General features: G+C 62.4%; 12 protein-coding genes. 1 reads left to right on the top strand and 11 read right to left on the bottom strand.

Translation table 11 applies throughout. The features are described from left to right. Window positions 1–108 precede the first annotated feature (108 nt). Window positions 109–396 carry an STAS-like domain-containing protein gene (locus IB236_RS13190; protein WP_192421131.1) on the bottom strand — a complete coding sequence of 96 codons (288 nt, stop codon included), beginning with the start codon at window positions 394–396 and terminating at the stop codon, window positions 109–111. Beyond that, window positions 390–1,247, bottom strand: a complete 858-nt coding sequence (locus IB236_RS13185; protein ID WP_192421130.1) for a histidine kinase — start codon at window positions 1,245–1,247, stop codon at window positions 390–392. Before IB236_RS13185 ends, IB236_RS13190 begins: the two co-directional genes overlap by 7 nt. Between IB236_RS13185 and IB236_RS13180 the strand changes: the two genes are divergently transcribed. Further along, complete coding sequence (locus IB236_RS13180) at window positions 1,246–1,836, top strand: hypothetical protein (RefSeq protein WP_192421129.1); 591 nt, start codon at window positions 1,246–1,248, stop codon at window positions 1,834–1,836. The genes IB236_RS13185 and IB236_RS13180 overlap by 2 nt on opposite strands. Here the strand turns inward: IB236_RS13180 and IB236_RS13175 are convergent. From IB236_RS13175 to IB236_RS13135, 9 genes are all read right to left on the bottom strand, one after another. Beyond that, window positions 1,827–3,644, bottom strand: coding sequence for a hypothetical protein (locus IB236_RS13175; RefSeq protein WP_192421128.1), 1,818 nt, complete (start codon window positions 3,642–3,644; stop codon window positions 1,827–1,829). The two genes, IB236_RS13180 and IB236_RS13175, sit on opposite strands and share 10 nt — an antisense overlap. A gap of 102 nt (window positions 3,645–3,746) precedes the next feature. Beyond that, window positions 3,747–5,594 carry a hypothetical protein gene (locus IB236_RS13170; protein WP_192421127.1) on the bottom strand — a complete coding sequence of 616 codons (1,848 nt, stop codon included), beginning with the start codon at window positions 5,592–5,594 and terminating at the stop codon, window positions 3,747–3,749. Then, a complete protein-coding gene (locus IB236_RS13165; protein WP_192421126.1) occupies window positions 5,595–6,029 on the bottom strand; it encodes a hypothetical protein in 435 nt (144 codons plus the stop codon). It abuts the gene before it with no gap. 3 nt (window positions 6,030–6,032) lie between these two features. Then, window positions 6,033–8,120, bottom strand: coding sequence for a DUF1311 domain-containing protein (locus tag IB236_RS13160; protein WP_192421125.1), 2,088 nt, complete (start codon window positions 8,118–8,120; stop codon window positions 6,033–6,035). After that, a complete protein-coding gene (locus IB236_RS13155) occupies window positions 8,117–9,289 on the bottom strand; it encodes a hypothetical protein (RefSeq protein WP_192421124.1) in 1,173 nt (390 codons plus the stop codon). The genes IB236_RS13160 and IB236_RS13155 overlap by 4 nt, the downstream gene beginning before the upstream one ends. Continuing rightward, complete coding sequence (locus IB236_RS13150; protein ID WP_192421123.1) at window positions 9,283–10,473, bottom strand: hypothetical protein; 1,191 nt, start codon at window positions 10,471–10,473, stop codon at window positions 9,283–9,285. The genes IB236_RS13155 and IB236_RS13150 overlap by 7 nt, the downstream gene beginning before the upstream one ends. A 10-nt stretch (window positions 10,474–10,483) precedes the next feature. Continuing rightward, a complete protein-coding gene (locus IB236_RS13145; protein WP_192421122.1) occupies window positions 10,484–10,888 on the bottom strand; it encodes a hypothetical protein in 405 nt (134 codons plus the stop codon). Window positions 10,889–10,944: 56 nt separating this feature from the next. Continuing rightward, a complete protein-coding gene (locus IB236_RS13140; RefSeq protein WP_192421121.1) occupies window positions 10,945–11,640 on the bottom strand; it encodes a DUF6682 family protein in 696 nt (231 codons plus the stop codon). Further along, a complete protein-coding gene (locus IB236_RS13135; protein ID WP_192421120.1) occupies window positions 11,640–12,104 on the bottom strand; it encodes a hypothetical protein in 465 nt (154 codons plus the stop codon). Before IB236_RS13135 ends, IB236_RS13140 begins: the two co-directional genes overlap by 1 nt. Window positions 12,105–12,152: the final 48 nt, after the last annotated feature.

Below are 12,152 nucleotides of genomic sequence, written 5' to 3'. Positions count from 1 at the left end.
TCAGGATGGCCGCGCCCTCAACAATGCCCAAACCCTATGCAGGGCAGCGCCAAGAAACGAAAAAGCCCGCGCTTTGGCGGGCTCATTCGGGCATGTTGTGCAGGCGATTCAAGAAGCCATGTTCGCTAGGAAATCAAACCGACTCCGAATTAGGTCATTGATTTGACGCGTTGACTGAGCGATCTTCAAGTGCGCCCGAATCTCTCCAACAGTCGTCAGTTCAGCCAGTCTCACCAGAGAGGCGTTGATGAAAGCAGACGGAACGGCCTGGATGCCATCGAAAGACACAACAACATCTTCGCCGCGGCTGATCGGCGCACTGATCAGCTTAAAAATGGCATCGCCATCCTCATAGGAGGATGCGTGCTCAACGTGGTCGAGGATTCGTATTACCATGAAAACTCCTCACTTTGAACATCAGACTCCAAGTCTCGAATGCTATCTTGTTTCAGTGTGATCCGCACTAAAGTACCCGGATAGAACCCTTTGACGGTACGGGAAGTCACCTTGCTCTTCTTGGCTGCATTGTCATGGATCGCAGACAGATTGGCTTCGCCAGACACAATCCACACCTTGCCCCTGTCTTTGAGAGTCAAGTAGCGGATCAAAGTTGCAAGTCCAGCACCTCTGTTCTTCACATTAGATTGGGTTGTGAAGCCTTCCTCACAAGCCAATGCCAGAGCAACAGAATCAACCAATTCCGGTCGAACCTTTCGAACGTTAGATGGGATTCCCACGCCAAAGTCGGAGATCGCGATCTGCACCTCTTTTGATTGCGGAAAATGTTGAATATGGAGGCAGCCATAGTCAACGCCAGAGTGGAAGTTAATATTGGAAAAAACCTCGTCCAGACAAATTCTGACTGTTGCCAGAGATGCCTCGGATGTGTTTAAGCTGACAGCCAACCACGGCACAAGTGTTGAGTGCAAGTAGCCAACCGCTTGAGCATTTGAGACCATTGTTAACGGGAGGCAAGTCTCTCTTGCTTTGGCCCACTCTCGCAATGGACGACCGATATAGCGCTTAAAAAAATCTGAGTCATCCAGGTACGCAACCGCAGCTGTGCTCTTGAAATTGACGCCTGCCAAAGCGGTCGGGATACCAGCTCTGGCGAGGTATTCGATCAGGTTGCTGAGAATTACAACACCAATAGGCTCGATGAATTTGAGCCTAGAGAAATCGATTACCACTTGCTCCGAAACCTGGGCGTTCATGCCACGCATCGCCTGTCCGATGACGTAGTACATGGAGCCAGAACCAAAAGACTCAGGTAGCAATATTGGCACTGAAGCAGCCATCTCCCCTCCTTTTTTAAGGCTGAAATTTTACAGAGGGATGAAAGCGCAGGATGCTCGACTGCTAAAGTTCCGCCAGGAGGAGAGCACTATGTCAGCGACATCTCAACACAACCCAGTAGCCGCATTCATTGCAGGAGAGGTACCACTCGCCAGAATGTTCTGGCTGCACGGCGTTGTGGCTGGTGCTGCTGCTGGCATGGCCCTTGGAGGCCTTCGAGGGATCAGCCCTGAGCTGCAGCAAGTCTGGGCACTGCTGATGTTTGCTTACATGCTGGCCTGGTATATCGGGCTCTGGCGTTCAGCCGGGAGATACACCGGGCCTGCAATTTGGAGGTGGGCCGCTCGTGCTGTGGTGGTCATGCCATTCGTCGGCATCGTGCTCACTTTGGTCCTCAGTGTAGGGCCGAAGCAAGAACAGCGATCTGCACCTATCGCGCAACCCGCTGGATCATCCGCCCAGACGTCAGGCACAGACAAAGAAGGCAAGCCCTGCTCGCAGATCACCGAGTTCCTCGGTGAGTGCAAGCGTCAGCCCTGATACCCAAACTTTCGCAGCGCTGCAACCTTCTGCTCTCGGCTCAGATTCGGGTTGTCACGGACGGCAATCGCCTGCTGATTCTTGTCCAAGGGCTGCTGGGCGCCAACCTGCCCCGCATCCACACGCTCCACTGCGCCCGTTTGGGTGTTGTAGCGCATCACACTACCCTCGGTAGTGGACCCATCAGCATTCTTCGTGGTCGGCGTCACCTGGAGTTTCCATGGCGATTCCGTCTGCTTGCCGGACAGGTCGCGGATCTGCTGCGCGATGGCCGCCTTTTCTTCGGGCGTCTTTGCAGCGTCGTAACGCTCGCTCAGTTTTTCCTGGCGGTAACCCTGGCGAATGTCAAAGCCACGCGCCTCCGCCTCGGTTGAGGCGCGCTTTTCCTCGACGGCCGCTCGGCGGTTGTCGATCTGAAAGCCGCGTGCCGAACGCTGGTCAGCACCAGACTGCTGCATGCCTTCTCGCTGGAGCGCAGAGTTCTCGCGCATGGCGGCCAAGTCCATGCCGGGCTGGGCCAGCTGCAGCGCCTGGTCATTTTTGAGCGCTGCCTGAAAGGCCAGGTTGTCAGGGCTGAGCGCAGCGGCACGTGCGCCAATACGCGACGGATCGTTCGTGATCGAGCTGGCGGACACTTGCGCGCTGCGAATCGCGTTGCGGGCAGCCCAGTCATTGGTGGAGTTGCGGACAACAGGGGCCGTCACCTGGGCCGTAGGCGCCGTAGAGGCCCCGCCAGGCGCGAAGCCAACCGCCCGGGGCGCAGAGAGCGCTTCCGCTGCCGCGTTGTTCTGCGCAGTAATTGGGCCGGTACTGAGAGGCTGTGCGGCGGGCTTGGCGGTAGGCTCCCCTACCGGTGCTGTGGCCGCAGTAGCAGGCTGCACCTGTGCAGGAGACGCCGATGGCATGGGCGGGGAAGCCGGCTTGGGTGTGGTGCCAGGGGCTGGCGCTGATGGCGCGGGTGCGGAATCCCCAATACCCAGGAACTGCTTTCCCGCATCAGCCACGGCGGGCACAGCGGCGCGCCATGCACCACCAACCACGTCATCCACCACGGCGGGGCCGTAGGCCAGTGCTGCACGGGCAGTCTCGCCTGCAGCAGCGCCATACCGGCCCTGGCCCACCAGATCACCGATGGCCTTGCCCGATTCGTTGAACACCGAGCGCGTGCCCGGCATGAACCCTGCGGCCATACGCTTCACCTCGCCCCCATTCACAAAGAACTGGCGTGGCTCTTCCGGCTGTGCCTGGGGGGCGAAGCCGCGCACCGGCTTGTGCGTAGCATCACGCATCACAGTCAGCACAGACGCACCCAGCGCCTGCACCTGTTCGGGTGGCAGCTCGAATTCCCCATTGCTCAGGCGCACGGGCACCGATTCCCCCTGCTCTTCCATCGCGCTATCGCCCACCTCGCCAAGCTCCTCCAGAGCTTCGGGGCCAATGGCCTGCGTGCTATCAGCGGGCATGATGAAGGTGCCAGGGCGCTTTGCGGTTTCAATGGAATCACTGGTGCCAGTGCCGGGTCCACGGATCAGGCCACCCGCCTTGAACCCGCGCGGCTTGACCGTACCGCCATCTTTCAGACCTGCAGCCTTCTCGCGGCGCGCCATTGCGCCCATGCCCATGTAGTCGCTCACGGCCGGAGCGGGCGCCGGTGCTGGAGCGGCCTGCTGCTTCTGGGCAGCTTCCTGCGCGGCTTGGGCGCGGTAAGCGGCCACGCGAGCGTTGCGCTCTTCGTCCATGCCAAAGGCACGCTTGAGGCCTTGCACCAAGCCGCCGTCTGCAAATTTTTGGGGTTGAAAGCCTCGCATGGGGACTCCTTTATTCATCTGCCGGGATTGTTGACACCAGCCAGGGGCCCGCAAAGCCCTATGCAGGGTTTGCGGTTGCTGGAAAACAAGTGCCTGGCTCCTTTAGCCCGGCGAAGAGATCGCCGGTACCGTACCGGTCACATCGCCGCTGTAGCTGTAACTCACCCCCATGGACGCGCTGCCGCTGATGCCGGCATTCGCGTGCATCATGCTGTAGGCGCTCGACGTGAGCTGTGCGTACACCTGCGTGCCGGCCTTGGCCGCATCGAGGCGCGCGTTGTTGGTCTGGATGGCCGCGTCGTTGTTGATCTTGGCGGCCTGCATCGCCACCTGAACGCCCGCCTCGTACTGCTTCATGTTGGATTCCCAGACCTTGGTCTGCAGCTCGGCCTGCGCGCTGAGCGCCTGGGTTTGTGCACGGAAGCCATCGAGCAGCGCGCCTGACTGCTTGCCCAGCGCCTCGATGCGGGTGCTTTCGGCCAGCACGCGGGCCCGGTAGCCTTCCCACTCCCCCGTCTTGGCAGAAATCAGGGCCTGGTAGCGCGAGATCAGCGCGCGCGAGTGCTCGGCCTGCGCCCCCACCCGGATGCCGTACACCTGCGCCTTGGTCTTCCAAATGTCGATCTTGGTGGCCTCGGCCTGCACGCTGGCCTTGTACGCTTCGACCTTGGAGGTTTCGGCGTTGACCTGGGCCACGTAGGCACGGATCTGCTCGCCCGCCGCGCCGATCTTGGCCTGTTCCAACTCCACCAGGGTCTTCGCGGCACCGACCTGGGCCTCGTAAATCTTGACCTGCGACATGCCGGCCTCGATCTGGGCCTTGTACTGCTCCACCAGTACCTTGTTGATCTCGGCCTTGGCCAGCTCACCCTGCAGCTGCGCCTTGAACACCTCCACCTTGGCCAACTGGCCGTCGATGATGGTCTTGTAGACGCTGGCGTAGGTCTGGTAGCCCTGCAGCAGCCCCTTGAATTGCTCAATGGCCGCGTTGTGGATCTGGATGGCGTTGTCGGCCAGGGCCTTGGAGGCCTCGAAAGACAACTGCTCCATCTGGTAGGAGTACGTAATCAGCTGCTGCTCAAGCTGCATACCGGCCGCGATGGCGGATTTCAGGTTTTCCTGCTCCAGGTCCGCCTGCTTGATGGCAATGTCGCGGGACAGACCGGAGAGCTTGTCGTAGTAGTCCCGCTGGGCATCGCGCAGCTGGGCCGCCAGCACACCCGTAGGCAGGGAGAAACCGAAGGATTCGCTGGTGCGCATCACCTCGGCCTGGTTAGCAAGGGCAATCTGCGTCTCGCGCCCGCGCGCACGGTCCCAGATGGCCTGCTCCACCGCGGGGTCCAAGCCGGTGCCACCGCTCATGCGGGTATCAAGCACCGATTTCAGCTTGTTCAGCAGCTCGGAGGCGTACTCAGGACCGCGCGCGTAGGAATACGGAGTGGGCGCGGCCAGTTCCAGCGTAGGCCGGTCGCCCAGGCTGTCGAGCCATTCGTCGTGCAGGTCAATACCGCCGAAGGGCACGGCATTGATGCTCACGTAGGTGGGCACGGCAGGCATGCTCACGGTCGGTGCATCGGGGACAGCCACTGCCCCGATAGAGGGCACGGCCGGGATGTCTCCGTAGCTGATGGCCGGGGCCGTGGGCAGGCTCAGGTCCGGCGCCACATCCGCGAAGTCGGAGATCGCCAAGTTCGGCGCGGCCTCGTTGAACAGGCTCGGCGCGTTGCCCAGAATGCCCGGATCAAAATTGATGGTGGGCATCGTCGGCGCTGTGGGCATGGCCGCGAGCGTGGGCGCCCCCAGCGTTGTCCATGTGACGCTCAGGGTGGGCGGGGTGTAGATCGCGTTTTTCAGGCGATCCGAGAACGACACCAAACTCTGCTGCGCGCTCTGCGCATAGCCCTGGGCGAGGGCGAAGGTGTTGTTGACAAGTTCTGCTGCGCTGGCCATTTAGAGCCTCCGGGATTTGGTTTTGATGGAAGGGATCTCCATGCGGTCGATGCGGAAGAAGGCACCGGCCACGTTCTTGTAGGAGAACCCCAGGTAGTTCTCGCGGATGCCACGCCCAGGCACGCCACGCGAAACGCCATCTGGCAGGGACTGCACCGGGTAGGAATAGGTATCGCTGGGTGTGTGCACCTGCAGCACCCCGTTACCCGCGCTCTGCATGGCGAAATAGACGCCCGACATCAGGCTCTTGGTGGTTTCGCCCCACACCCGCTTGGGCGTGGTGATCGTGGCGTCAATGGGTTGCCCGGCGTCTGTATCGCCGCCGAGGGCGTAGAGCGCCACCGCAGAACCGGCGTGGGTCGGCGTGATGGACTGGAAATCCCAGTCGTATTCACTCACCGCGCCGGTGAGGGTGTTCATGACGATGGTGGTCATGGTTCAAACCTTCTTGGTGATGTCCAGCGCGTGGGCAACCAGCGGCGGAATGTTGAGACTGCCATCCCACTCCTGCGCCAGCAGCTCGCGGATGATCTTGAGGTCGCCACTCCACAGCGGCGGCGACAGGACGCCATTGGCGATGGGGAAAGCGGTTGGCGGCAGGCCCTCGAAAATGACCACGGCGAACGGGTTGTTGCCCGTGCCCGCCAACACTTCCTTGTCCCATACCCCCTCGTCCTTGAGCTTCTTGGGGTCCACCAGCTCGGGGACGCTCCAGGTCATGTCAGGCTTGCGCCGCAGCGTCTGCACCTTGCGCACGCGCACACGGCGCGGCCGGTCGGCACCATCGGGCGGCACAGGCGCGGGCGGCATGGTGTACCGGCCCAGGCTGGCGATCCATAGCGAATCGAAGCGGCGGATGTCAAAGCACGGCGTCCAGATCCACAGCCCCGTGAACAGATCGAAAACCTCGTATTCCAGGTGCACCACAGTGAGCCGCGTGCCAGGCGGCACATACCCATCAGAGTTCACCCGGGAGTCGTTGGTGGTGGCGCGCACCACGCCCGTAGCCAGGAACTGGTCATATTGCGAGCGCACGTCAAACGCCATCGTGCTCAGATCGTGGGGGCGCACCTCGGGCGGCTCTGCGTTGTGGAACGCGCGATAGGCGGCAAACCGCTGATAGGTGCCGTTCGCCACCCAGCCGAACAGGCACTTCGGCATGGCGAAATCGCGCCCCAAGGGATGCGGTGCATCGTGCCCAAACTGGGCTTCATCAATCGGGTTGTCGGTGATCGGGTCAGGCACTATCGCCTGGCGATCAGCGCCCGTCACCGTGAAATCGAGATACCGGTCGATGTCATCGCCGTTCGGGCCCGATGCCGTCACCTCGCCCAGGGCAGGCAAGGTGCTTGCGGGCTTGGTAGCAATGTTCCATGGGAACTCCAGCATGCGCGCAGCCAGGTGCGGGCTGCTCTGCACGCCACCGTCCAGCCAATTGCGCAACGCAGTCAGCTGGATTGCCCGCTGCTCGGCACGCAGCTCGGCCATGCCCGGGTACGGGCCCAGAGGTGGGTACATATCGTCAATGGCCTGGCAGGCATCCAGCCACGCCTGGTAGGTGGTAGCCAGCCACTCTTCGTGCGCGATGCCCCATGCCTCCACAGCAGCCAAGTAGGCCGCCTCGTAGATTGCATTCAGCGCGGCGGCGGCGGCCTCCTGCGACTGGTATTCAGTCCACAGCGCGGCATTCACCGACACGGCAATCCCGGTCGCTCCGCCGGGCACGAAATCCTTGTACTGCGTTGCGCCAGAAAATGCGTTCGACCCCGTGCGGATGAAGAAATAGACGTTGGAATAAGGCCCAAGGTTTTCCCCTGGTGTGAAGTCGTCCGGGTTGGCGCCTGCGTTGTTGTATTCCGCGCTGTAGAACTTGTCCGGGTTCTCAGGGTCTGGCAACGCCATGGGCACGAGCGGCGCATTCACCAGGTCGAACAGGATGGAGCTGGTCCAGGTGAGGGAGCCATCCAGCGCATAGGTCTCTTCGCCGCCTGCGGTGATGGTGGAGCGATAGGTGATGTTCCGAAAGAAGCTGCCCGGCGCCTCGGGGAAAGACACCACCGCCCCGTATTCCTGGCTGAACCGTACGCGCACGATGGGCGCGAACTGCTGCACCGGAAAGGGGAGGTCAAACTCTGGCTCTTCTGGGTACGGCGGCTTTTCATCACCGCTCAGGTCGATGACGAGGCGATCAAAGATCGGCGCAAACCCCAGGTTCACATAGGCCGGGACGGCAATGAAGGCCTTCCCACCACCGGCCACCGTTGCGGCAGGCCACACCATCACCCGGTCCTTGCCCTGAATGGACTCCATGAACACGCGCGTACCGTCCGCAAGCACACGGTTCTCGGTCAAGTGCTCACAAATGGAAGTCGTCTTGCGCAGGCAGAAGGTGGTGTACTCATGGATCACCAGCGCATGCTGTCGGTCGGTCATCAGGCCCTCAACCACGATCAGGCGCGGCGGGGTGGCGCCGGTCACGGGCGCGCCCTCCAGCGTCATCCAGTTGTTGGGCGTGAGCTGGCTCATTGCTGGGCCACCGCGATGTACTGCGGGATGCCGTTGACCTTGCGGAAGGTGGCGGACACCTCGCGCACGTCGGTGGTGTACCGGTTGGCGCTCAGGTGCGAGAGCGTGCCGCCATCGAACCCGGCCACGATCTCGCCGCCAGCAATGCACATCATGGCCCGGCCAGCCCCGGTACCGTCACCCGCCTTGACCTGATCGCCGCTCACCGAAACACCAGAGCCCAGAACCACACGCCCGTCCATGACCTTGTCATAGGCCAGAGAGTCGAAGTCCACACCGCCCAGGAATGCCAGCTCGGTGCCTGTCCCCACGTAGATCCCGCTCTTGACGGGCTCCACCAGGGTGATGTCGGAGCTGAACTGCTTGAAGTCCTTGCGAGGGTCGAACAGTTCCCACTGGTGCGGGCGCGAGGCATAGAGCACCTTGCCCACCGCAATGAGGGCCCGACCGCGCCAGAAAGCCAGACAGATGCCCGCAGGGGCAGGCACCAGCCCGTCCGTGGCATATGGGGTCACGAGCGCATCATTGGCGCCCAGGTAGCTGAAACTGTTGGTCAGCGTGCTGCCCGCCAGGTGCGCGGATGTTCCATTGGCTCCGGTGAGGTACACGTTGATCTTGTAGCCCTCCCGCTGGGGCAGGTTCATCAACAGGATGCCTCCATCGGGCAATTGCACCGGCGCGCTCCACAGGCCAGCGCCTTCGAGGCCATCGAGCAGGCGCACATAGGTAAGGACGTAGCGATACTCGCCGGGGTGCAATGCGCCGGCCACGGGCGATGCGGCCCCTGCCCTGTCAGGCTCTGGCACACCCCACTCGGTCGCCACCTTGCCATCGGTGAGTCCGCGGACCAGGCCGTTGGAGAACGCCGTGCGCCCATCGGGAAAATTGCAGTACCAGACCCGCGCACCGCCCAGGGCTGGGTGCAGGACAGTCTTCGCGCTATCGGGCGCGATGCCCACCAAAGCGCCTTCTGCGGTGGCCAGCTTGAAGCCCACGCCTTCATGCACGTTCTTGTGGCACCCATCGGTCGCCACTGAATACCCGCCGCGCCGCCACACCTCGCCCGTGAGCCCAATGTCCACGTTCGTGGCCACGGTCAGATCCGTGGTGTCCAGCCGCTCCTGCGGCACCACGTTGTTGATGCCCGAAAACTTCTCCAGCGTCAGCATGGAAGGCTCCCCAGAACAATGCGGCCAAAGCGGCCGCGCCCGACGACAGGAAATGCGCGATAGGTCCAGCGCCCAGTCACAGCGCCCAGCTGACCACCACCAAACCCGCTGACCTCGTGCGATGAGCTGGCAAAGGCCCGTGGCTTGCCCAATGCACCGCCAGAGAACCCCGCTACGGGCTGGATCAGGACGGCGGTAGGCCGCCCCACGGCACCACGGTGCACGGGCTTGACGGCGCCCGCCATCGCCAGGCCGACAACACCAAAGGCGCCCGCCTGCAGTCCCTGCACTGGCAGGATCTGCGCAACCCGCACGGGGCCAAACGAGCCACTGCGCAGGCCTGTGACTTCGGGCTCTACCACGGCCGACACAGCCACAGCGCCAAAAGCACTGCCACGAATGCCCGCCACATAGCCCGCCTGGTTGGTGGGTCCGGTCACGCCACCGGGGACCGAGATCCAGCCGAAGCGGCCAGTCTTGAATCCCCGCACATTGGCGCCCTGGTTGGTGCGCAGCACCACGCGGCCAAATGCTGATGCGGCCTGCAGCCCAGACACATCGCCCTTTTGCACCAGGCGCGGGCTGCCAAAGCTGGCCGACTTGAACCCTGAAATGATGGGCGGATAGTCAATGGTCGGCGTGCCCAGGGCCGCGCTCTTGAAGCCCGTCACCAGCAGCACCGGGTCAGACGATCCGAAGCCCGCTTCATAGCCTGCGGGAACCGTGCCCACAAAGGCCGATCCGCCAAAATTGGCAGTGATCTGCACCGGACCGGATGCGTCCACCTGAGCGATGCACGGCCCCCAAGCTGGCGGCAGGCCCGGGTCGCGGGCCACGCTGGTCAGCGTTTTCCACACCGTGCCATTGCGAGTCACTACCAGGGTGCCGGCAGCCACATCAAAAGCAAAGCCCAGCACATCCCCCTCATCGAGGGTGCTGACACTGCCGGACCAAAACAGGCCCGACTCGGAGGCCGAATCGGCATCTACGCCGATCTTCAATGTGGAGCCCGAGGGGAACAGGTCGAGCGTGTATTGCCAATAGAACAGCCCATCATCCCTACCCGCCACGGTGCGAACACCGTTGGCGTAGTAGTTGGAGGTCGAGTAGATCAGCCCACCGCCTGAGATAGCGGCATTCGGGCCTGCGCCGCTGGCGTCCCAGGTGGTCGGGGTCAAGGGCATGGCCGCCCTCTTAAAGCGAGTAGATCTTCAACGGGCCGTTGTCAAACTGGGGCGAAATGTCGCCGCCGTTGGTGGACAGCGGGAAGCCCGTCACCTCATCGATGTAGAAGATGAGGGGCGACGTGCCCGCCACGCCGGTGTCTTTGTAGATCACCAGTGCCTTGGCGGTGCTGCCCGCAGCGATGGAGGCCCACACAGGGTCATCTGCATCGAAGGTGCCATTGGCCACCACTTTGTTTGCAAGCGTCTGGTTGGTGCCGATAGTGTTGGCGCCCAGGTCCGAAAGGAACTCGTGCACATCCAAAGATGGGGCGTAACCAATGCCGACCAGAGCAACCTTGAAGGGATCAGTTGCGAAATTGATTTGGGCCGTGAGGATGCGGTTCTTCCCCTTGGTGTAAACGTCGTTGGCCATGGTGCTTCCTCCGATGGAAATAATGGATAGATGTGTCAGTCAGCCGCGCGCAGGGCTCACGGCAGAATCGCCTCGTTGTGGTGCGGGACATCCTCACGAGTGACGCGGCGCATGTCGCTGTCCGGCATCGGGCCAAAGTACGCGGTGAACGCGCGCTCGGCCTTCTCCGCGCGCACTGGGTCGTACACCTCGGAATCGGGTACGCTGAAAGCCCGGTGCAGAGCCCACTGAATCAGGTGCTCGTGGTGCGCGGCATGGATCTCGGGGGAAGCGGTATCGTTGTCGGCGGTCAGCTTCTTGAGAGGAAGGCGGTAGGCCTCAATGGTCAGCGTGCCGTCCTCACCTGGCACCGGCACGATGCGCACCGAAGTGTCGTTTTGCACCAGGTAGCGCTGCTCATCCCGGGTGTACTGCCAGTCGTCAGCATCGCGCCACTCCGGGTAGTTGGCGTCCAGCCACTCCCGCGACTTGAGCGAGAACTTGCAAGGGCGCCCACCTGCAGCGGCGGGACGGAAGCCGGTACGCACCAGCTCGTACACCGTGGGGTGCAGCTTGTAGGTATGGCGGCCAGCTACGACCGCCACCTCACAAATGGCCGGGTTTGCATCCTCCACCAGCAGGCGGCCACGCACGGCGGCTTGGGCCTGGGCATCGTTCAGCCAGTCCGTGATGTCTTCGTCAGACCACAGGTACGGCTTCACTTTGTCTTCCGCCAGAACGCGGAAGCGGCGGATCAAATCGGCCAGCGTCATCAGTTGAGCCCGCCCTGCACCAGCGCTGTGACCTGGTTGCGCAGGTCATCGGCCTTGTCCTTCATGTCCAGCTTCACGCCGTAGTTCGCCTTGGCGAAGTCCGACAAGGCGTTCTTGGTCATGTGCGACACCTCCAGCAGCGTCGCCTCGATCTGCTCGCTGGCCTGCTTCTCGCGCAGCAGCTGCTCGGTGGTTGCCTTTTGGGCCTGGGCCAGTGCAGCAGCGTTGTCGTCCTTGCTGTCATCGGTCTTAGAGGTCGGCTCCGTGCCCGCCTTGTCGGACTTCTCAGCCTTGGCGGCCTTCTTGGCGACAGCGGGCACGCGCTTGAACTCCAGGTAGCGCATCAGCAACTTGGCATCCACCTCGGACACCAGCTTTTCCTCGCCCGGCTCCCAAGCGTTACGCATGGGGGTACGGTCGGTGTACGGGGATGTGCCCTCGTAGCGGATCAACTCAAATTTCATTGGAGCCTCCAGAAAAGGAGACAGGCCGGTTTCCCGGCCCGCCGTTCC

Source organism: Acidovorax sp. ACV02 (assembly GCF_014851475.1).
Lineage (GTDB): Bacteria > Pseudomonadota > Gammaproteobacteria > Burkholderiales > Burkholderiaceae_C > Acidovorax > Acidovorax delafieldii.
The sequence above is the reverse complement of the archived record's forward strand: the minus strand, read 5'-3'. Positions and strand labels throughout refer to the sequence as shown.

Coding starts and splice junctions, on each gene's coding strand:
- IB236_RS13185 (WP_192421130.1), bottom strand. CDS start 1,247: ATGTACTACGTCATCGGACAGGCGATGCGTGGCATGAACGCCCAGGTT.
- IB236_RS13150 (WP_192421123.1), bottom strand. CDS start 10,473: ATGCCCTTGACCCCGACCACCTGGGACGCCAGCGGCGCAGGCCCGAAT.
- IB236_RS13165 (WP_192421126.1), bottom strand. CDS start 6,029: ATGACCACCATCGTCATGAACACCCTCACCGGCGCGGTGAGTGAATAC.
- IB236_RS13140 (WP_192421121.1), bottom strand. CDS start 11,640: ATGACGCTGGCCGATTTGATCCGCCGCTTCCGCGTTCTGGCGGAAGAC.
- IB236_RS13175 (WP_192421128.1), bottom strand. CDS start 3,644: ATGCGAGGCTTTCAACCCCAAAAATTTGCAGACGGCGGCTTGGTGCAA.
- IB236_RS13145 (WP_192421122.1), bottom strand. CDS start 10,888: ATGGCCAACGACGTTTACACCAAGGGGAAGAACCGCATCCTCACGGCC.
- IB236_RS13190 (WP_192421131.1), bottom strand. CDS start 396: ATGGTAATACGAATCCTCGACCACGTTGAGCACGCATCCTCCTATGAG.
- IB236_RS13180 (WP_192421129.1), top strand. CDS start 1,246: ATGGAGCCAGAACCAAAAGACTCAGGTAGCAATATTGGCACTGAAGCA.
- IB236_RS13170 (WP_192421127.1), bottom strand. CDS start 5,594: ATGGCCAGCGCAGCAGAACTTGTCAACAACACCTTCGCCCTCGCCCAG.
- IB236_RS13160 (WP_192421125.1), bottom strand. CDS start 8,120: ATGAGCCAGCTCACGCCCAACAACTGGATGACGCTGGAGGGCGCGCCC.
- IB236_RS13135 (WP_192421120.1), bottom strand. CDS start 12,104: ATGAAATTTGAGTTGATCCGCTACGAGGGCACATCCCCGTACACCGAC.
- IB236_RS13155 (WP_192421124.1), bottom strand. CDS start 9,289: ATGCTGACGCTGGAGAAGTTTTCGGGCATCAACAACGTGGTGCCGCAG.